The organism is Citrobacter sp. Cf072, from assembly GCF_030334485.1.
Lineage (GTDB): Bacteria > Pseudomonadota > Gammaproteobacteria > Enterobacterales > Enterobacteriaceae > Citrobacter > Citrobacter freundii.
The window spans coordinates 122,940-141,113 of sequence record NZ_JAOWDX010000047.1; the positions used below are offsets into that span (position 1 = coordinate 122,940).

At 54.6% G+C, this 18,174-nt stretch carries 18 protein-coding genes; 10 read left to right on the plus strand and 8 right to left on the minus strand.

The annotated features are described in order from the left end of the window. Positions 1–5 precede the first annotated feature (5 nt). Entirely contained in the window at positions 6–1,463 is a 1,458-nt protein-coding gene (nuoN, locus tag OGX66_RS19340) for an NADH-quinone oxidoreductase subunit NuoN (RefSeq protein ID WP_003027689.1), read from the plus strand. A gap of 60 nt (positions 1,464–1,523) precedes the next feature. Here the strand turns inward: nuoN and OGX66_RS19345 are convergent, their stop codons facing one another. Beyond that, on the minus strand, positions 1,524–2,528 hold the full coding sequence (locus OGX66_RS19345) for a chemotaxis protein (RefSeq protein WP_003839364.1): 1,005 nt from the start codon (positions 2,526–2,528) through the stop codon (positions 1,524–1,526). 64 nt (positions 2,529–2,592) lie between these two features. Then, complete coding sequence (gene rbn, locus OGX66_RS19350; RefSeq protein WP_032949697.1) at positions 2,593–3,510, minus strand: ribonuclease BN; 918 nt, start codon at positions 3,508–3,510, stop codon at positions 2,593–2,595. Between the two features lie 67 nt (positions 3,511–3,577). Here rbn and OGX66_RS19355 point away from each other — a divergent pair, with 67 nt between their 5' ends. From OGX66_RS19355 to pmrD, 9 genes are all read left to right on the plus strand, one after another. Continuing rightward, positions 3,578–4,039 carry a GNAT family N-acetyltransferase gene (locus OGX66_RS19355; protein WP_003027684.1) on the plus strand — a complete coding sequence of 154 codons (462 nt, stop codon included), beginning with the start codon at positions 3,578–3,580 and terminating at the stop codon, positions 4,037–4,039. Positions 4,040–4,102: 63 nt separating this feature from the next. Beyond that, positions 4,103–4,408: a stress response protein ElaB gene (gene elaB, locus OGX66_RS19360; protein WP_003027683.1), complete on the plus strand. Its 306-nt coding sequence runs from the start codon at positions 4,103–4,105 to the stop codon at positions 4,406–4,408. Positions 4,409–4,512: 104 nt separating this feature from the next. Further along, positions 4,513–5,811: an isochorismate synthase MenF gene (gene menF / locus OGX66_RS19365; protein ID WP_088903240.1), complete on the plus strand. Its 1,299-nt coding sequence runs from the start codon at positions 4,513–4,515 to the stop codon at positions 5,809–5,811. A gap of 84 nt (positions 5,812–5,895) precedes the next feature. Then, positions 5,896–7,566: a 2-succinyl-5-enolpyruvyl-6-hydroxy-3-cyclohexene-1-carboxylic-acid synthase gene (gene menD / locus OGX66_RS19370; protein WP_088903241.1), complete on the plus strand. Its 1,671-nt coding sequence runs from the start codon at positions 5,896–5,898 to the stop codon at positions 7,564–7,566. Next, on the plus strand, positions 7,563–8,321 hold the full coding sequence (menH, locus tag OGX66_RS19375; RefSeq protein ID WP_088903242.1) for a 2-succinyl-6-hydroxy-2,4-cyclohexadiene-1-carboxylate synthase: 759 nt from the start codon (positions 7,563–7,565) through the stop codon (positions 8,319–8,321). Before menD ends, menH begins: the two co-directional genes overlap by 4 nt. A 14-nt stretch (positions 8,322–8,335) precedes the next feature. Beyond that, the gene (gene menB, locus OGX66_RS19380; RefSeq protein WP_003027671.1) at positions 8,336–9,193 is read left to right on the plus strand and encodes a 1,4-dihydroxy-2-naphthoyl-CoA synthase; all 858 of its coding nucleotides are present in this window, start codon (positions 8,336–8,338) and stop codon (positions 9,191–9,193) included. Continuing rightward, positions 9,193–10,155 carry an o-succinylbenzoate synthase gene (gene menC / locus OGX66_RS19385; RefSeq protein WP_003027669.1) on the plus strand — a complete coding sequence of 321 codons (963 nt, stop codon included), beginning with the start codon at positions 9,193–9,195 and terminating at the stop codon, positions 10,153–10,155. Before menB ends, menC begins: the two co-directional genes overlap by 1 nt. Then, positions 10,152–11,576, plus strand: a complete 1,425-nt coding sequence (menE, locus tag OGX66_RS19390) for an o-succinylbenzoate--CoA ligase (protein WP_088903243.1) — start codon at positions 10,152–10,154, stop codon at positions 11,574–11,576. Before menC ends, menE begins: the two co-directional genes overlap by 4 nt. Before the next feature lie 95 nt (positions 11,577–11,671). Then, the gene (pmrD, locus tag OGX66_RS19395; protein ID WP_003839377.1) at positions 11,672–11,935 is read left to right on the plus strand and encodes a signal transduction protein PmrD; all 264 of its coding nucleotides are present in this window, start codon (positions 11,672–11,674) and stop codon (positions 11,933–11,935) included. Between the two features lie 2 nt (positions 11,936–11,937). Here the strand turns inward: pmrD and arnF are convergent, their stop codons facing one another. The 6 genes from arnF to arnC are packed head-to-tail and all read right to left on the minus strand — an operon-like array spanning position 11,938 to position 18,172. Next, entirely contained in the window at positions 11,938–12,324 is a 387-nt protein-coding gene (gene arnF, locus OGX66_RS19400; protein ID WP_003027663.1) for a 4-amino-4-deoxy-L-arabinose-phosphoundecaprenol flippase subunit ArnF, read from the minus strand. Further along, the gene (gene arnE / locus OGX66_RS19405; protein WP_003839381.1) at positions 12,324–12,659 is read right to left on the minus strand and encodes a 4-amino-4-deoxy-L-arabinose-phosphoundecaprenol flippase subunit ArnE; all 336 of its coding nucleotides are present in this window, start codon (positions 12,657–12,659) and stop codon (positions 12,324–12,326) included. Before arnE ends, arnF begins: the two co-directional genes overlap by 1 nt. Beyond that, positions 12,656–14,314 (minus strand): lipid IV(A) 4-amino-4-deoxy-L-arabinosyltransferase, encoded by a 1,659-nt coding sequence (gene arnT / locus OGX66_RS19410; protein WP_088903244.1) that lies wholly within the window; start codon positions 14,312–14,314, stop codon positions 12,656–12,658. The genes arnE and arnT overlap by 4 nt, the downstream gene beginning before the upstream one ends. Then, positions 14,311–15,213, minus strand: a complete 903-nt coding sequence (gene arnD, locus OGX66_RS19415) for a 4-deoxy-4-formamido-L-arabinose-phosphoundecaprenol deformylase (protein ID WP_003027653.1) — start codon at positions 15,211–15,213, stop codon at positions 14,311–14,313. Before arnD ends, arnT begins: the two co-directional genes overlap by 4 nt. Further along, positions 15,210–17,192, minus strand: coding sequence for a bifunctional UDP-4-amino-4-deoxy-L-arabinose formyltransferase/UDP-glucuronic acid oxidase ArnA (gene arnA, locus OGX66_RS19420; RefSeq protein WP_088903245.1), 1,983 nt, complete (start codon positions 17,190–17,192; stop codon positions 15,210–15,212). Before arnA ends, arnD begins: the two co-directional genes overlap by 4 nt. Next, positions 17,189–18,172, minus strand: a complete 984-nt coding sequence (arnC, locus tag OGX66_RS19425; RefSeq protein ID WP_003027648.1) for an undecaprenyl-phosphate 4-deoxy-4-formamido-L-arabinose transferase — start codon at positions 18,170–18,172, stop codon at positions 17,189–17,191. The genes arnA and arnC overlap by 4 nt, the downstream gene beginning before the upstream one ends. Between the last annotated feature and the right edge of the window lie 2 nt (positions 18,173–18,174).

The following is an 18,174-nucleotide window of genomic DNA, read 5'->3' on the forward strand; positions in this document are numbered from 1 at the left end:
TCGCCATGACAATAACTCCACAACACCTGATTGCGCTGCTACCGCTGCTGATCGTCGGCTTGACGGTGGTGGTTGTGATGCTCTCCATTGCGTGGCGACGCAATCACTTCCTCAATGCCACGTTATCGGTCATTGGGCTTAACGCCGCGCTGGTTTCGCTCTGGTTTGTTGGCCAGGCGGGCGCCATGGACGTCACCCCGCTGATGCGGGTTGACGGTTTCGCCATGCTCTACACCGGACTGGTGCTGCTGGCCAGTCTTGCCACCTGTACCTTTGCTTACCCGTGGCTGGAAGGCTACGACGACAACCGGGAAGAGTTCTACCTGTTGGTACTGATTGCCGCACTCGGCGGTATTCTGCTGGCTAACGCTAACCATCTGGCGGCGCTGTTCCTTGGTATTGAGCTGATCTCTCTGCCGCTGTTTGGTCTGGTTGGCTATGCGTTCCGTCAGAAACGTTCGCTGGAAGCCAGTATCAAATACACCATTCTGTCTGCCGCAGCGTCTTCCTTCCTGCTGTTCGGTATGGCGCTGGTGTACGCGCAGTCTGGCAATCTGTCGTTTGTTGCGCTTGGTAAGAGCCTCGGCGACGGCATGCTGCACGAACCGCTGCTGCTGGCGGGCTTCGGTCTGATGATTGTTGGCCTCGGCTTTAAACTTTCGCTGGTTCCGTTCCACCTGTGGACGCCAGACGTTTACCAGGGCGCTCCGGCTCCGGTTTCCACCTTCCTGGCGACGGCGAGCAAAATCGCTATCTTCGGCGTGGTGATGCGTCTGTTCCTGTACGCACCGGTAGGGGATAGCGAAGCGGTACGTATCGTACTGGGCGTGATTGCCTTTGCTTCCATCATCTTCGGTAACCTGATGGCGCTGAGCCAGACCAATATTAAACGTCTGCTCGGTTACTCTTCTATCTCTCATCTCGGTTACCTGCTGGTGGCGCTGATTGCTCTGCAGAGCGGCGAGATGTCGATGGAAGCGGTTGGCGTTTACCTGGCCGGCTACCTGTTCAGCAGCCTCGGCGCGTTCGGTGTGGTCAGCCTGATGTCCAGCCCGTACCGTGGCCCGGATGCGGACTCTCTGTTCTCCTACCGTGGTCTGTTCTGGCATCGTCCGATCCTCGCGGCAGTGATGACGGTAATGATGCTGTCTCTGGCCGGTATCCCGATGACGCTGGGCTTTATCGGTAAGTTCTACGTACTGGCAGTCGGTGTGCAGGCTAACCTGTGGTGGCTGGTTGCCGCTGTGGTGGTCGGTTCGGCGATTGGTTTGTACTACTACCTGCGTGTTGCCGTGAGCCTGTACCTGAGCGCACCGCAACAGCTGAACCGCGATGCGCCGTCTAACTGGCAGTACAGCGCGGGCGGTATCGTAGTGCTGATTTCTGCACTGCTGGTACTGGTGCTGGGTATTTACCCGCAACCGCTGATCAGCATTGTGCAGTTAGCGACTCCGCTGATGTAAGGCTACATGCAGTAACGAAAAAACCCGCCTCGGCGGGTTTTTTTATGCGTGAAATACGGGTCAGTTCAATAGCTGACGGCTTACCAGCGGACCGCTGATGCCTTTTGCTGTGCGATCCATCACTTCCTGGATCACTGAAGAAAGCTCATTGACTTCGAATTTGGCCACGTAGCCATCCGCTTTTACTCGGCGAACGTGATCTTCGTTCGCACTACCGGAAAGCGAAGAGTGGATAACGACCGGGATCTTCTTCAGGCGTTCGTCGGTTTTTATTTTGCGGGTAAGCGTAAAACCGTCCATCTCCGGCATTTCGAGATCGGTGAGTACCAGGGCGATCTTCTCGCTAATAGGCTTGCCCTCCGCCAGCGCTTCTGCGGAAAGCTGCTGTATTTTTTCCCACGCATCCTGGCCCGTTACATGCATCAGATGCGGGATTTCCATGGCGTTAAGCCCTTTTTCCAGCATTGCGCGGGCCACTTTGGAATCATCTGCCACAATCGCCACCGCACCCGGCGTGATGTTGAATTTATTGGTTTTCAGATCGGTTGCACGCAGGTCGTGGTTCGCCGGTACTATGTCATACAAGATCTGCTCAACGTCGAGCACCAGCGCCAGGTTGTTGGTCTCTTTGTTGTCGTCCAGGCAAGCGATACTGGTGATATAGCGACCATTGACGGCTTTCTCGGCGGTATGCACCTGTTGCCAGTCCAGGCGCATAATGTTTTCCACTGACTCCACCGCAAACGCCTGGACGCTGCGGGCATATTCTGTGATCAACAGGATGTTGAGTCCGGTCTCTGGTTTACAGCCCGCGACGGCGGGCAGGTCAATCACCGGGATCACCTGATCGCGAATATTAACCATACCCAGCAGCGGGGCCTTCATACCAGCCGGACGCGTAAAGGTCGGCATCGGCACGATTTCACGCAGCTTGAATACGTTAATGCCAAATAGCTCTGATTTCTGCTCCTCAACAGATTTGCCGAGGCGAAATAGCAGCAGTTCAAAACGGTTAGACAGGGTTAGGTTTGTCCTGTCATCAATATCTTTCTGGAAATTGTTCATCCTGTCCTCAGTGTGAAAGCCAGCCTTTCCACTGTTATCGGCACTGAGGCGGAAAAATAAAGCGTTAAACGCTGAAAATGGCGAAATCGTGTGCCAGTTCCGTGTCTGGAAAAATCGCTTTGCACTCTTCAAGCAAACGCTGACAGCCTTTTTCATCATAGCGTGAGCTAACGTGGGTCATGATCAGGCGTCCCACTCCGGCATCCAGCGCCAGCTGTGCGGCTTGTCGGGTTGAGCTGTGCCCGCGACTGTTCGCTTTCTCCTCCATTGAGGCATCCAGCGTGGTTTCGTGTACCATGACATCTACACCTCGAGCCAGTTCAATGGCGGACGCGCAGGGTCCTGTGTCACCGAAAATAGCGACTGATTTTCCCCTGGTGGCCGGGGCGAGGAAGTCGGCGCCGTGGATCGTACGTCCATCCTCCAGCACGATAGTTTTCCCGGCTTTCAAATCCTGAAACCACGGGCCCGCTTTAACACCTGCCGCCTTCAGGGCGTTAGCGTCAAGCGCACCGGGTTTGTCATGCTCTTGAATGCGAAAACCGTAGCACTCCAGCGGATGCGCCAGCGGGTACGCCGTGACTTTACGCAGGCCGTCATCGACAATCTCACCTGCGGTGATTTCCACAATTTCCATCGGATAATCGGTCCAGGAGCCGCTCAGACGTAATGCGGTTTCGGTAAACTCTCGCAACCCTTTTGGCCCGTAAAGCGTCAGAGGCTGGACATTGCCGGCCATTGAGCGACTGCACAGTAGTCCCGGTAAACCAAACAGGTGATCGCCGTGCAGATGGCTGATAAAAATACGATCGAGTTTTCCTGGATTGAAAGGGGTGGTGAGCATCTGATGCTGCGTCCCTTCACCGCAATCAAAAAGCCACAGCCCCGCCTGAGTCGGGTGTTGCAGATTCAGTAAAATTGCCGTTACATTGCGTGAGCGAGTGGGGACTCCCGCTGACGTGCCTAAAAATAGTAATTCCATCTTCGCGTTACACTTTTCGCCATCAATAAGGCAGGGTGTTCAGGTTATCACAACATAGGGGCAGACAATGATTCACTGGCAAGATCTCCACCATGCAAAGCTTAGTACCCAACAACTGTACGCACTACTTCAGTTGCGATGCGCGGTGTTTGTAGTTGAGCAACAGTGTCCGTACCAGGATGTGGATGGCGATGACCTGGTTGGAGAGAATCGCCATATTCTGGGCTGGCATAACGATGAGCTGGTGGCGTATGCGAGGATTCTGAAAAGCGATGACGAGCTGGAGCCGGTGGTGATTGGTCGGGTGATTGTAAGCGAAGCGCTGCGTGGTGAAAAACTGGGGCAACAGCTGATGGCCCAGACGCTGGCATCCTGCGCGCAACACTGGCCACACAAGGCGTTATATCTGGGCGCGCAGGCGCATCTGCAATCGTTCTATGCGCGCTTTGGCTTTGTTCCGGTAACGGATATCTATGACGAAGACGGTATTCCACACGTCGGAATGGCGCGGGAAGCACATCAGGCGTAAACAGGCACAAACAGTCCAGGTTGTCTATAGTTAGCGGGTACGTCAATTGAAAGGGAGAATATAATGTCTTTTCATTCTTATGAATCACGTATCGATGATGATCTGGAATTATTGAGTGAAACGCTGGAAGAGGTGCTGCGTTCTTCTGGCGACCCAGCAGATCAAAAATACCTTGAGTTAAAAGCGCGGGCAGAACGGGCGTTAGAAGAGGTGAGAAATCGCGTCAGCCATGCTTCTGACAGCTACTATTACCGTGCGAAAAAAGCTGTTTGTCGGGCGGATGATTATGTGCACGAAAAACCCTGGCGCGGGATTGGCGTTGGCGCCACAGTCGGTTTAGTGATGGGATTATTGTTAGCACGGCGATAAATTCCGTTCTGTCATCGCATTTGTACGTACTCCCTAACTGGGGGTACTGCTTTTTCTGCTCAGTACCCCGTATAATGTGAGGTTTTTAACAGGGAGAGGTCCGCGTGCATTCAATCACTACTGCGCTGGAAAGTCTGATGCGTCATTTATCGCAAGAGATGCCAGCAGCACCTGGAATTCGTATTTACGACATACCTTTCCCACTGAATGATGCGTTTGACGCTTTAGGATGGCTGGCTAGCCAACCCGTCTGGCCCCAGTTTTACTGGCAGCAGCGTAACGGCGACGAAGAGGCTGCCGTACTGGGAGCCGTCGCCGCATTTTCCTCGCTGGAATCAGCTCAGCAGTTTTTACGCCAGCATGATAATCATCCCGACCTGCGTATCTGGGGCCTGAATGCCTTTGAGCCTCAGCGCGGCAATTTGCTGCTGCCGCGGCTGGAGTGGCGACGTTGTGCCGGGGTGGCGAGCTTACGCTTACATCTCTATAGCGACGTATCGCTGCGAGACGACGCCGCGCAGGCGGTGGCGTTTATCACCTCGCTTGCCAACGTTAAGCCGCTACCCGCATTGCGTCTCAGTTTGACGGGAGAACAGAACTGGCCAGATAAAGCGGGCTGGACAAATCTGATAAAACTCGCCACGCAAACGATCAATAGGGAAGAACTCGATAAGGTTGTGCTGGCACGGGCGACCGACTTACAGTTTTCTCAGTCGGTTAATGCCGCGGCCGTGATGGCTTCCAGCCGTCGCTTAAACCTGAACTGCTACCATTTCTTTATGGCATTCTCTGCCGACTCCGCTTTTCTTGGCTCTTCCCCTGAGCGTCTGTATCGGCGGCGAGACACGGCGCTGCGCACCGAGGCGCTGGCCGGAACCGTTGCTAACCACCCTGAGGATCATCGCGCCTGGCAGTTGGGTGAATGGCTAATGAAAGATGATAAAAACCAGCGTGAGAATATGCTGGTGGTTGAAGATATTTGCCAGCGCCTGCAAGGCTGTACGCAAACTCTTGATGTGCTGCCGCCACAGGTGCTGAGACTGCGTAAAGTGCAGCACCTGCGCCGTTGCATCTGGACGGAACTGAATCAGGCCGACGATATGCTTTGCCTGATGCAACTCCAGCCCACGGCGGCTGTCGCCGGTATTCCGCGAGAGCTGGCACGTGAATTCATCCAACAAAATGAACCCTTTGAACGTGAGTGGTATGCCGGTTCTGCGGGTTATCTTTCACGGCGCCAAAGTGAGTTTTGCGTGTCACTACGTTCGGCGAAAATTAGCGCAAACGTGGTGCGCCTGTATGCCGGGGCAGGGATCGTACGTGGTTCAGATCCTGAGCAGGAATGGCAAGAAATAGACAACAAAGCGGCGGGTTTACGTACTTTATTACAGATGGAAGCCTAATGAGTCACACATTACCGACTCATATCAAAAATCCATTTATTCGATTCTTTATACTGTGTCGCAATATTGATACCGGACAATCTCATGTCAGTAAGCGCATTTAACCGACGCTGGGCGGCGGTCATTCTGGAAGCTCTCACTCGCCACGGCGTCAGGCATGTCTGCATTGCCCCTGGCTCTCGTTCTACACCGTTGACGCTGGCGGCAGCGGAAAACCCCGCATTCATCCACCACACCCATTTTGACGAGCGTGGTCTTGGGCATCTGGCCTTAGGTCTGGCAAAAGTTAGCCGTCAGCCTGTCGCCGTGATTGTGACGTCCGGTACCGCGGTGGCGAATTTATATCCCGCGTTGATTGAAGCGGGCCTGACCGGTGAAAAACTAATTTTACTTACGGCAGACCGACCGCCAGAGCTTATCGACTGTGGCGCGAACCAGGCGATTCGTCAGGCCGGAATGTTTGCCTCGCATCCATCGCAAACGCTCTCTTTACCGCGTCCGACTCAGGACATTCCGGCAAGCTGGCTGGTGTCCACTATTGATAATGCGTTAGCAACCCTGCATAGCGGGGCGGTTCATATCAATTGCCCGTTTGCGGAACCGCTGTATGGCGATATGGACGAAACGGGGATTGCCTGGCAGCAGCGCCTCGGCGACTGGTGGCAGGACGATAAACCTTGGCTGCGAGAAGCGCGTCGGCTGGAAAGCGACAAACAGCGCGACTGGTTTTTCTGGCGACAAAAACGCGGCGTAGTCATTGCGGGCCGCATGAGCGCTGAAGAAGGTAAGAAGGTTGCGCAGTGGGCGCAGACGTTAGGCTGGCCGCTGATTGGTGATGTTCTGTCGCAAACCGGACAACCGCTGCCGTGCGCCGACCTGTGGCTGGGAAATGCGAAAGCGGTAGCTGAGTTACAGCAGGCGCAGATTGTGGTGCAGCTTGGTAGCAGCCTGACCGGAAAACGACTCCTGCAATGGCAGGCTAACTGCGATCCGCAGGAATACTGGATTGTCGATAATATCGAAGGCCGCCTCGATCCGGCTCACCATCGTGGCCGCAGGCTGGTGGCGAAAGTTGGCGACTGGCTGGAGCTGCATCCGGCGGAGAAACGTCAGCCCTGGTACGTGGAAATCCCTCGCCTGGCACAACTGGCCTGGCAGGCGGTAGAAGCCCGTCGTGAGGCGTTTGGTGAAGCGCAATTAGCCCACCGTATTCGCGAATACTTGCCGGAGCAGGGGCAGCTGTTCGTGGGTAACAGTCTGGTGGTACGCCTGATTGATGCGCTGTCGCAGCTTCCGGCTGGTTACCCGGTCTATAGCAACCGTGGCGCGAGCGGTATTGACGGCCTGCTGTCTTCGGCAGCAGGTGTACAGCGTGCCAGCGCGAAATCGACGCTGGCGATTGTTGGCGATTTATCTGCATTGTATGACCTGAATGCGCTGGCGTTATTGCGCAAGGTTTCTGCACCGTTTGTCCTGATAGTGGTCAACAATAACGGCGGACAGATTTTTTCTCTGCTGCCGACGCCAGCGAGCGAACGCGAACGGTTCTATCTGATGCCGCAGAACGTACATTTCGAGCATGCTGCCGCCATGTTTAACCTTAAATACCAGCGCCCGGAAAACTGGGAGCAACTGGAGAGCGCGTTGACTAACGCCTGGCGTACTCCTGCGGCCACGGTGATTGAGCTGGTGGTGAATGAAACTGACGGGGCGCAAACCTTGCAGCAACTGCTGGCGCAGGTAAGTCATCTATGATCCTGCATGCGCAGGCGAAAGAGGGCCAGACGGGATTTCCCTGGCTGGTTTTCCTGCACGGTTTTTCTGGCGATTGTCGGGAATGGCAGACGGTCGGCGAAGCGTTTCAGGATTATTCGCGGCTATACATCGATCTGCCGGGACACGGTGGCTCCGCTGACATCAGCGTGAGCGGATTCGATGACGTAAACGTTTTGCTGCGTAACACTCTGTTTAGTTACAACATACTTAAGTACTGGCTGGTGGGATACTCTCTTGGTGGCAGAGTCGCGATGATGGCGGCCTGTCAGGAGATGCCAGGGCTTTGTGGTCTGGTGGTTGAAGGTGGACATCCAGGCTTGCAAGGCGAAGAGGCGCGCGTTCAGCGTCGTCTCTCGGATGGCCGCTGGGCTGCGCGTTTTCGCGCAGAGCCGCTACGTGAGGTGTTTAATGACTGGTATCTACAGCCCGTTTTTTCCTCGCTGAACACGGCACAAAGAGAGGCGCTGGTCGCTCTGCGTAGCCAGAATAATGGGCAAACGCTGGCGGCAATGCTGGAGGCCACCTCGCTTGCCGTACAACCTGATTTACGTGCGCAACTCACGACGCGCACATTTCCGTTTTATTATTTATGTGGTGAACGTGACGATAAATTCCGCGCTCTGGCGGCGGAAATATCAGTACCAAACCATGTGATTCGTAATGCCGGACACAACGCGCATCGGGACAACCCCGCGGGTGTAGTGGACTGTCTGGCTCAGATTCTGCGTCGCTGACTATAGGACATTTTATGATCTATCCTGATGAAACAATGCTTTACGCACCGGTAGAATGGCACGATTGCTCTGAAGGCTATACCGACATTCTTTACGAGAAATCCACCGACGGTATCGCAAAAATCACCATTAATCGTCCGCAGGTACGCAATGCCTTCCGTCCGGTCACCGTGAAAGAGATGATCCAGGCGCTGGCGGATGCTCGCTATGATGACAACATCGGCGTGATTATTCTGACCGGTGCGGGCGATAAAGCGTTCTGTGCAGGCGGCGATCAGAAGGTACGTGGCGACTACGGCGGATACCAGGATGACTCCGGTGTGCATCACCTGAACGTACTGGACTTCCAGCGTCAGATTCGTACCTGTCCGAAACCGGTAGTAGCGATGGTTGCAGGTTTCTCCATTGGCGGCGGTCATGTGCTGCACATGATGTGTGACCTGACCATTGCGGCTGAAAACGCCATCTTCGGTCAGACCGGTCCAAAAGTCGGTTCCTTCGACGGCGGTTGGGGCGCTTCCTATATGGCGCGCATCGTCGGTCAGAAAAAAGCGCGTGAAATCTGGTTCCTGTGCCGTCAGTACGATGCGAAACAGGCGCTGGATATGGGGCTGGTCAACACCGTGGTTCCGCTGGCGGATCTGGAAAAAGAGACAGTACGCTGGTGTCGCGAAATGCTGCAAAACAGCCCAATGGCGCTGCGCTGCCTGAAAGCTGCACTGAACGCCGACTGTGATGGTCAGGCAGGTCTGCAGGAGCTGGCAGGTAACGCCACTATGCTGTTCTACATGACGGAAGAAGGTCAGGAAGGCCGTAACGCCTTTAACCAGAAACGTCAGCCTGATTTCAGCAAATTCAAACGGAATCCGTAATGCGTAGCGCGCAGGTATACCGCTGGCAGATCCCCATGGACGCGGGGGTGATTCTGCGCGACAGGCGGTTAAAAACGCGTGACGGGTTATACGTATGTCTTCGTGACGGTGAGCGTGAAGGGTGGGGAGAAATCTCCCCGCTGCCGGGCTTCAGTCAGGAAAGCTGGGAAGAAGCGCAAACCGAGTTGCTGGCTTGGGTGAAAGGCTGGCTGCAAGGGGATGCCTCCTTACCGCAACTGCCTTCAGTCGCCTTTGGCGTAAGCTGTGCGCTGGCCGAACTGGCTGGCGTATTGCCACAGGACGCAGACTATCGTGCTGCACCGCTGTGTACGGGCGATCCTGACGATCTGGTACTGCAACTGGCGGACATGCCGGGCGAAAAAGTGGCGAAGATTAAGGTCGGTCTGTATGAAGCGGTTCGCGACGGCATGGTAGCCAATCTGTTACTTGAGGCGATCCCGGAGCTGCATTTACGACTTGACGCCAACCGGGCCTGGACGCCGTTGAAAGCTCAGCAGTTCGCGAAATACGTTAATCCGGAGTATCGCGGACGCATTGCCTTCCTCGAAGAACCGTGCAAAACCCGTGATGATTCTCGTGCCTTCGCGCGTGAAACCGGCATTGCCATCGCCTGGGATGAAAGTTTGCGTGAAGCGGATTTCACCTTCGAAGCCGAAGAGGGCGTCAAGGCTGTGGTTATCAAACCTACGCTGACCGGCAGTCTCGATAAAGTCCGTGAACAGGTGGCAGCGGCGCATGCGCTTGGTCTTACTGCCGTTATCAGTTCGTCAATCGAGTCGAGTCTGGGCTTAACCCAGCTGGCGCGAATTGCCGCCTGGTTGACGCCGCAAACCATCCCGGGTCTGGATACCCTGAGCCTGATGCAGTGCCAGCAGGTACGCACCTGGCCGGGTAGCGCGTTGCCGTGTATCGACGTTGATGCGCTGGAACGTCTGCTATGACCCAGCAGGAAAGGCCCGATAGCGTGAGCTTATCGGGCCTGATACAACCCAGTGACTGGCCGTGGCGTCACTGGCGACAGGTTCGTGCGAAGGCGCCAGCCTTACGCCTCAACGATGAGGCATTAAGCTGGAGCGAGCTCTGCGCGCGCATCGACCATCTGGCCAGCGGTTTTGCCGCTCAGGGCGTGGAAGAAGGCGATGGCGTCCTGCTTCGCGCCTGGAATCATCCGCGCGCTTTGCTGGCCTGGCTCGCGCTGCTGCAGTGTGGGGCGCGGGTTTTACCTGTGAACCCACAGTTGCCTCAGTCGCTGCTTGATGCGCTGGTCCCGGACTTAACGCTACGTTTTGCGCTGGATCTGGAGGCTGCTATCGCACTCCCGGAACTCAGTCCGTTACAGATGCAGTCGTTGCCAGGCGATCACGCCGCTGCATGGTTGCCCGAGCGTTTGAGCACGATGACGTTAACCTCAGGTTCTACCGGATTACCAAAGGCGGCGGTGCATACCTGTCAGGCGCATCTGGCAAGCGCGCAGGGCGTACTGTCATTAATGCCGTTTGATGTTGAGGATGACTGGCTGCTCTCACTGCCGCTGTTTCATGTTTCCGGGCAAGGCATTTTGTGGCGATGGTTGTTCGCCGGGGCGCGAATGACCGTGCGCGACAAACAGCCGCTGGATCAAATGCTGGCTGGATGCACTCACGCTTCACTGGTGCCCACGCAACTGTGGCGCTTACTTGTTAATAACACGCCAGTCACGCTAAAAGCGGTACTGCTGGGCGGTGCGGCAATTCCTGTTGAGTTGACGGAACAGGCGCGTGAACAGGGGATTCGTTGCTGGTGCGGTTACGGATTGACGGAGTTTGCTTCTACGGTTTGTGCGAAAGAGGCAGATGGCCTGGCGGATGTGGGCTCTGCTTTACCGGGGCGGGAAGTCAGGATCGTTAATGACGAAGTTTGGCTACGAGCCGCCAGCATGGCGCAAGGTTACTGGCGTAACGGACAGCTTATGCCTTTAGTGAACGCGGAAGGCTGGTTTGCAACCCGCGATCGCGGCGTGTTGAAGGACGGCAAGTTAACCATTGTCGGTCGTATGGACAATCTGTTCTTTAGCGGCGGGGAAGGCATACAGCCGGAAGAGGTGGAACGCGTGATTGCCGCACATCCACATGTTCTGCAGGCCTTTATTGTGCCGATAGAAGACAAAGAATTTGGCCATCGCCCGGTGGCGGTCGTTGAGTATGACGCTAATGCTGGAGAAACTAATCTGGCAGAGTGGGTAAAAGATAAGCTGGCACGCTTTCAGCAACCGGTATGTTGGTTGACATTGCCACCCGAGCTTAAAGCCGGAGGGATTAAAATCTCGCGTCGTGCGTTGTCGGATTGGGTAAGTGCTTCATCATTAACATTAAGAAAGCATTAATTACATTTCTCATTTTTGTCATTCCGCAGCTATTGTCCTTTTGTTTATCTGCTGAAGTGTAACCTATTGTGAAATTTTTTAACAAAAGGTGCGCTATGGAATGGCATGTGAAGAAGTCTTGCTGTCACAAGAAAGCAGAGAGGCTCTATATTGTACTTTGCGATAGTGGTGGTTCGCTTAAGATGCTCGCTGAGGCGCAATCTTTCGAGCGGGTTAAACCTGGCGATCTTCTTTCACCGCTGAAAGATGCGCAGTATTGTGTTAATCGCGATGTATCCCGCGTGATTAAAATAATCGATGCCAGACAGTACATATGTGACGAATGGGAGCGCCTGTTACGACTGTCGGCAGATAAATGAGCTCAGCGCCGGTGCTTGTCTGCAGGCAGAAAAATCGTCATTAAACCCGCCATGATGCACAGTACCCCAACCAGCGCCTTTACTGAAAATGTTCCCTGCCAGCCGGGCAGAATCATTGATGCAACCCAAACCAGCACATAGCTCAGGCTGAGCAGGGCATAAGCTTTGCTCAGCGCGAGCTGGTGCAGGGCTTTATGCCAGCAAATAACCGACAGCAAATAGCCTGCCAGCCCGGCAGATAAAGCAAACGCTCCAATACTGAGAGAGAATACGGCGGAGATGAACGCCAGCGGCTGCATCATTGGCGGCAGATTATCCATTGCGAAGCCGAGGCTCAACTGGGCTGCGGAGGTGATAATAACGCTACATAATCCCCAAAAGATGCCCATTACACTGCGCTCCCAAGAATAAAGATGCCGGTAATGATCAGCCCAACCCCCAGCCAGTGGCGTGTAGTGACGGGTTCGCGCCAGATTTTCCACGCGGCCAGCGTCACCCATACAAAGTTAAGACTCAGCATGGGGTAGGCGATGCCGACAGGAATGTTCTGCAGTACCGCCAGCCATAGCAGCATGGCCAGACCGAGGCTTGTCAGAGCAAGCCCAATCCATTGCGTGACGTGGCGTTTTCGCGCACGAACGGACACCGGTCGGGTCGCCTGCTTCTGGCATAGCTGGCCGCAGACGCTGAGCAGGCTGGCGAGAACTAAGGCTATCCAGATCATTTTGGCCGATACTGAATCAGGACCAGTCGCCCCTGATTATCAATGTAATCAGCGGGAGGGAGAGCGAGATGATTAATATCTTCATCCTTATCAATCGTGAGCACGAGCGTAATATTTCCTTGCTGACGATGTTGCGCTAACCAGTCGGCAAAGTCTTCCCGACTAACAAAGCGCCCCTGAGCATCCGGGTAGTTGAGGCCATATTTTAACTCTCCCGTTTGGCCGTACATCATGATGTCGTCACGCTTCAGGCTCCAGGCCAGCCCTGCGGCAACGCCAACGTTGTCGGTGAGAATGTAACGGCTCGACTCCAGCGACTCTTTAGTCATCTCGACAAAAAACTGCGGCTGTTTAGACTCCATCACCCGGTCAGGGACTGAGAAACCAAACAACAGTGCGAGTCCCAGCGGACACAGCGCGGCGAATTTCCAGTTCTTCTCGCGGTTATTTAGCGTATACCAGCCGAACAGTGCCCAGGTGATAAAAATACCCCACGCGCAAAACACCTTATACGTTTCGATATGCGACCAGACCGGCGTCTTTAACGGACCCAATGTGGAAACAATAAATGTGGCGACAATGCCGGTCACGCCGAACAGCACGTTGATCCAGCCATTCACACGCAGTGCGGCGGAGCCTTTTTCCGCGGCCTGCAGGCCGAAACGCGCCGTTAATATCGCCAGCGGGGCGAAGCAAGAAAGAATATAGGTCGGCAGTTTTCCTTTGGCGATGCTGAAAAACAGGATTGGCATGACAATCCAGCTTAACAGGTACAGTGCGCTGCGCGGAACATCCCGCTCACGCCAGCCCGTACGCAGCGCGCCAGGAAGCAGCCCGAGCCATGGTAATGCGCCAGCCACGAATACCGGAATGTAGTACCAGATGGGAGCCTTGTGTTGGGCATCATCCTGTGCGAAGCGTTGAATATGTTCAACCCAGAAGAAGTAATGCCAGAAATCCGGCTCACGCTGGGCAATCGCTATTCCCCACGGCAGCACAATCACGACGCAGCCGATAACCGCCAGCAGACCGTAGAGTATGAGATCTTTCCAGCGCTTTTGCGCGAAAACCCACGGCAGTACGCTGAGCACAGGAACGGCAAGCGCCAGGAAGCCCTTGGTCATCACGCCCATGCCGCAGGTTAACCCTAACAGCAAAAAAGCGATGATTTTGCGCGTTCTGGTGGTGGCCTGCATGCCTTCCCAAAAACAGCACATGCCTGCCATCAGCCAAAGCGCAATTATGGGATCAAGTACCGCGTAGGTGCCGATGCTGTAAACCGAGAAAAACGTTAAAAAGATAGCAGAAGAGAGTACGGCGGTACGCTTATCCTGCCATAACCGCATGGCAAGCCAGGCTACCAGTAGCGCCGTCAGCAAGGTGGCAAATATAGCCCCCGCTCTGACGCCAAAATTATTAGCGCCAAATAACCATTGCCCGATGCTGTTTAACCAGTATCCGGCAATCGGTTTTTCAAAGTAACGAAGCCCTAAAAAGTGCGGCACGATCCAGTCGCCGGACGTCAGCATTTCCCGACTGATTTCGGCATAGCGCGTTTCATCAGGCTGCCAGAGCAGGCGACTGTTGATGGGGAGAATAAAATACAGCGCAATAAACGCGATACAGGCCAGAGTGTAGCGGGCAACAGGTTTCATTGTGTCGCACTCACCGGTTGTTGGCAGCCGAGCCATCCCTCTCTGCCCGGTATTTTTCCCCGCACGATCTGCCCTGTTGGCAGGGTGCTGATATCGTCTGGTAACAGCTCGCCAAGCGGGCAAAATGTCATCCCCATGTCCGCGGCGCGAGTAAGCAGCTCGTCAAAATTCTGATGAAAGGCGATGCCTTCAACTTCCGCATGAATGGTGTACACCGGTGTTCCTCTGCTCATCTGGATGTGGGAGAGAATATAAGCGTTGAAGTCCACCGCCTGGACCTCCTGACCAACCACTTCATCCCATGTTGGTAACGTGACGGGAATTTGCGGCGTACCTGTTTTCCCGGACGCCAGTACAGGGCGAAATAGCGACGTTCCCCGACAGTCGCTGTTATAGCGTAAATGGAACGTTTCTTTTGCCTCGACGACGCGGTTGTCGGCACGCCATCCGGCAACCGCAGAACAGGTAACCGGTTGTCCGATGATGGCTTCAAGGGCGGTAATGCCTCGTGAAATATCATCAATCAGCTGTTTATCATTCCAGTTTCCGCTTCGCGCTTGCCAGGCATGGTGATCCCAGGCATGCAAACCGGTTTCATGAATCAGGGCGGTTTGGGCAATGATCGCCGCATTGGCCTGGCCAATCTCTTTTCCCGGCCACGCGGTTCCCGCGAGCAATATATCCCATCCGTAGAGCGATGCTGCGTTTGAACGCAGCATCTTCCACAGAAATTGTGGCTTCACAAGACGCCAGAGATGGCGCCCCATGTTGTCAGGTCCAACGCTAAAGAAAAAACTTGCCCGAACGTTATGCCGGTTCAATGTCTCCAACAGGCGGGGCACACCTTCGCGCGTCCCCCGGAAAGTATCGACATCAATTCGCAAGCCTACTTTGGTCATGATGTGTGTTCCGTGATATCCACACTGCGTAAGAAGAAGTCCAGCGTCTCTTCTACCGTTTCCTGCATCTCAATGGTGGGCTCCCAGTTCAGGCAGCGTTTTGCATTACGAATGTTGGGCTTACGATGCTCAACGTCCTGATAACCTTTACCATAGTAGCTACTACTTTCGACGTCACGGAAACCGGCAAACGGCGGGAAGTGGTTGCGTAATGGGTGTTTTTCAAAGCAAGTAAGCAGCATTTCTGCCAGTTCCTGAATACTGGCCTCATTCTCCGGGTTACCGATGTTGATAATTTCGCCATCGCAGCGTCCGCCTTCGTTTTCAATGATGCGGTACAGGGCTTCGATACCATCGCGAATATCAGTAAAGCAGCGTTTTTGCTTACCGCCTTCAATCAGCTTAATCGGTGAACCTTCCACCAAATTGAGGATCAGTTGGGTAATGGCGCGTGAGCTGCCGATACGCGCGGCGTTAAGGCTGTCCAGACGCGGTCCCATCCAGTTAAACGGACGGAACAGGGTGAATCGCAATCCCTCTTTTTCGCCGTATGCCCAGATTACGCGGTCCAGCAACTGCTTGGAAACGGAGTAGATCCAGCGTGGTTTATTCACCGGGCCGACGATCAGGTTCGAGCTGTCTTCATCAAAAACTTTGTCGGTACACATGCCGTAGACTTCGGAGGTTGACGGGAAAATGATGCGCTTACGGTATTTCACGCAGTAGCGAATGATTTTCAGGTTCTCTTCAAAATCGAGCTCAAACACGCGCAGCGGGTTGCGGGTATATTCGATTGGCGTGGCGATTGCTACCAGCGGCAGCACGACGTCGCATTTTTTCACATGATATTCAATCCATTCGGAGTGAATGCTGATATCGCCTTCGACGAAATGGAATCGTGGATGTTGCAGAAAACGACTAATGGCGTCGCTGCCAATGTCGAGTCCATACACTTCGTAATTGTCCTCTTGCAACAGGCGCTCGGTCAGATGGTTACCAATGAAGCCATTGACGCCAAGGATCAGCACGCGAGTACGGCGTTTAGCGGTAGTAACTGACTGGCTGTTCAGGCGAGAACCTGGTACCAGGCCCAGAACCTGCGCGAGCTGTGACCCCTGCATGGCAATACCATCGCCAGCTTGCCCGGTAATAATCTCCAGTGCGCCATCAGCGCAGGCGATCAGCAAAGGAGAAACGGAGATGACGGTTCCAGGCTGGGCTGCGCGGTCATTTTTGCAAACACGTGACGACCAGACGGTGAATTTTTGCGTACCAACATAGCTAAATGCGCCCGGCCATGGATCGCTGACGGCGCGTACCTGGTTATGCAACTCTGCGGCTGGTTTGTTCCAGTCGAGGAAGCTATCTTCCGGCGTACGGCGACCAAAACAGGTCGCCTCTGCTTCCTGTTGGGGGTGTTCTGCATAATCTCCCGTTTTAATCGCGGGCAGCGCCTCTTCCAGTAACTGACGCGCTGCCTGGCACAATTTATGGTGCAGCGTTAACGCCACATCATCGGGCGAAATAGCAACCCGCAGCTGGGCAACAATGGCACCGGCATCCGCGCGTTTGACCATCCGGTGAAGCGTGACGCCGGTTTCGGTTTCACCATTGACCAGTACCCAGTTCAGCGGCGCGCGGCCACGGTATTTCGGCAGCAGCGAGCCGTGCAGATTAAATGCACCCTTAGGGGCAAGGCTGAGGATCTCATCACTCAGTAAATGGCGATAGTAGAACGAGAAGATAACATCAGGTGCCAGTTGGCTAATGCGCTCAATCCACAGGGGATGATTAACCTCGTCAGGGGCGTAAACCGGAATACCGGCGCTGGCCGCGAGGCGGGAAACAGATCCAAAAAACGCTTTTTCACCCGGATTGTCGGTGTGCGTAAAAATGGCAGCGATTTCATAACCTGCATCCAACAAGGCCTGGACACCCTGACATCCCATATCGTGATAGGCAAATACGACGGCTTTCATGCGCGGTTTTCCTCGGTTGACTGCGTGGTTTGTGGGCGGATAACGTGTTGAACAAAATAGCGGGGGCGGGCGCGGACATCGTTATAGATGCGACCGATATATTCGCCGAGTAAACCCATGCCAATAAACTGTGCGCCGATAAAGGTAAACAGGACGGCAAACAGCATGAATACCCCTTCCGCTGCCCACTGTGGGCCGAGCGTCAGGCGCAGAACAACAAGCAAGACTGATAAGGTAAAGCCCGTGGCGGCGATCACGCTGCCTAACAGACTCAGCATGCGAAGCGGTGTTGTGGTAAGGCAAGTCACCAGGTCATACATCAGGTTGATCAGACGCATGAAGCTGTATTTGGAGTCACCAAATTCGCGCTCTGCATGATGTACCGGGATCTCCGTCGCGCGACGGGCAAAAATGTTGGCCAGAATCGGGATAAAGGTGCTGCGCTCCTGGCAATGCAGCATGGCATCGACGATGTGACGGCGATAGGCGCGTAGCATGCAGCCGTAGTCGCCCATTGCTTTACCGGTGGTTCGTTGGATCAGATGGTTGATCATTCGTGAGGCGGTCTTACGAAATACGCTGTCCTGCCGGTTCTGGCGCACCGTGCCCACCACATCGAACCCCTCATCTGCTGTGGCGACCAACCGAGGGATCTCCTCCGGTGGGTTTTGCAAATCGGCATCCAGTGTGATGATCAAGTCTCCGGTGACATGGCTGAAACCGGCCATAATCGCCGAGTGCTGTCCGTAATTGCGGTTTAGCAAAATAGAAACAATATGGCTGTTTGGTGCCTGGGAGGCGTTCATCATCAACTGAGCGGAATTGTCACTGCTACCGTCGTCGATTAGCAGAATTTCATAGTCTTTACCCAATTTCTCGCAGGCGGCGCTGGTGCGTCTGATTAACTCTGGCAGGCTTTCCTGTTCATTAAAAACGGGAATGACCACCGAGACTTTTTTGATTGGTGCTGCTTCAAACATGA

What these genes read in the sequence shown, in the direction of transcription:
- nuoN (WP_003027689.1), top strand. Translation starts at nt 6, where the DNA reads ATGACAATAACTCCACAACACCTGATTGCGCTGCTACCGCTGCTGATC.
- OGX66_RS19345 (WP_003839364.1), bottom strand. Translation starts at nt 2,528, where the DNA reads ATGAACAATTTCCAGAAAGATATTGATGACAGGACAAACCTAACCCTG.
- rbn (WP_032949697.1), bottom strand. Translation starts at nt 3,510, where the DNA reads ATGGAATTACTATTTTTAGGCACGTCAGCGGGAGTCCCCACTCGCTCA.
- OGX66_RS19355 (WP_003027684.1), top strand. Translation starts at nt 3,578, where the DNA reads ATGATTCACTGGCAAGATCTCCACCATGCAAAGCTTAGTACCCAACAA.
- elaB (WP_003027683.1), top strand. Translation starts at nt 4,103, where the DNA reads ATGTCTTTTCATTCTTATGAATCACGTATCGATGATGATCTGGAATTA.
- menD (WP_088903241.1), top strand. Translation starts at nt 5,896, where the DNA reads ATGTCAGTAAGCGCATTTAACCGACGCTGGGCGGCGGTCATTCTGGAA.
- menH (WP_088903242.1), top strand. Translation starts at nt 7,563, where the DNA reads ATGATCCTGCATGCGCAGGCGAAAGAGGGCCAGACGGGATTTCCCTGG.
- menB (WP_003027671.1), top strand. Translation starts at nt 8,336, where the DNA reads ATGATCTATCCTGATGAAACAATGCTTTACGCACCGGTAGAATGGCAC.
- menC (WP_003027669.1), top strand. Translation starts at nt 9,193, where the DNA reads ATGCGTAGCGCGCAGGTATACCGCTGGCAGATCCCCATGGACGCGGGG.
- menE (WP_088903243.1), top strand. Translation starts at nt 10,152, where the DNA reads ATGACCCAGCAGGAAAGGCCCGATAGCGTGAGCTTATCGGGCCTGATA.
- pmrD (WP_003839377.1), top strand. Translation starts at nt 11,672, where the DNA reads ATGGAATGGCATGTGAAGAAGTCTTGCTGTCACAAGAAAGCAGAGAGG.
- arnF (WP_003027663.1), bottom strand. Translation starts at nt 12,324, where the DNA reads ATGGGCATCTTTTGGGGATTATGTAGCGTTATTATCACCTCCGCAGCC.
- arnE (WP_003839381.1), bottom strand. Translation starts at nt 12,659, where the DNA reads ATGATCTGGATAGCCTTAGTTCTCGCCAGCCTGCTCAGCGTCTGCGGC.
- arnT (WP_088903244.1), bottom strand. Translation starts at nt 14,314, where the DNA reads ATGAAACCTGTTGCCCGCTACACTCTGGCCTGTATCGCGTTTATTGCG.
- arnD (WP_003027653.1), bottom strand. Translation starts at nt 15,213, where the DNA reads ATGACCAAAGTAGGCTTGCGAATTGATGTCGATACTTTCCGGGGGACG.
- arnA (WP_088903245.1), bottom strand. Translation starts at nt 17,192, where the DNA reads ATGAAAGCCGTCGTATTTGCCTATCACGATATGGGATGTCAGGGTGTC.
- arnC (WP_003027648.1), bottom strand. Translation starts at nt 18,172, where the DNA reads ATGTTTGAAGCAGCACCAATCAAAAAAGTCTCGGTGGTCATTCCCGTT.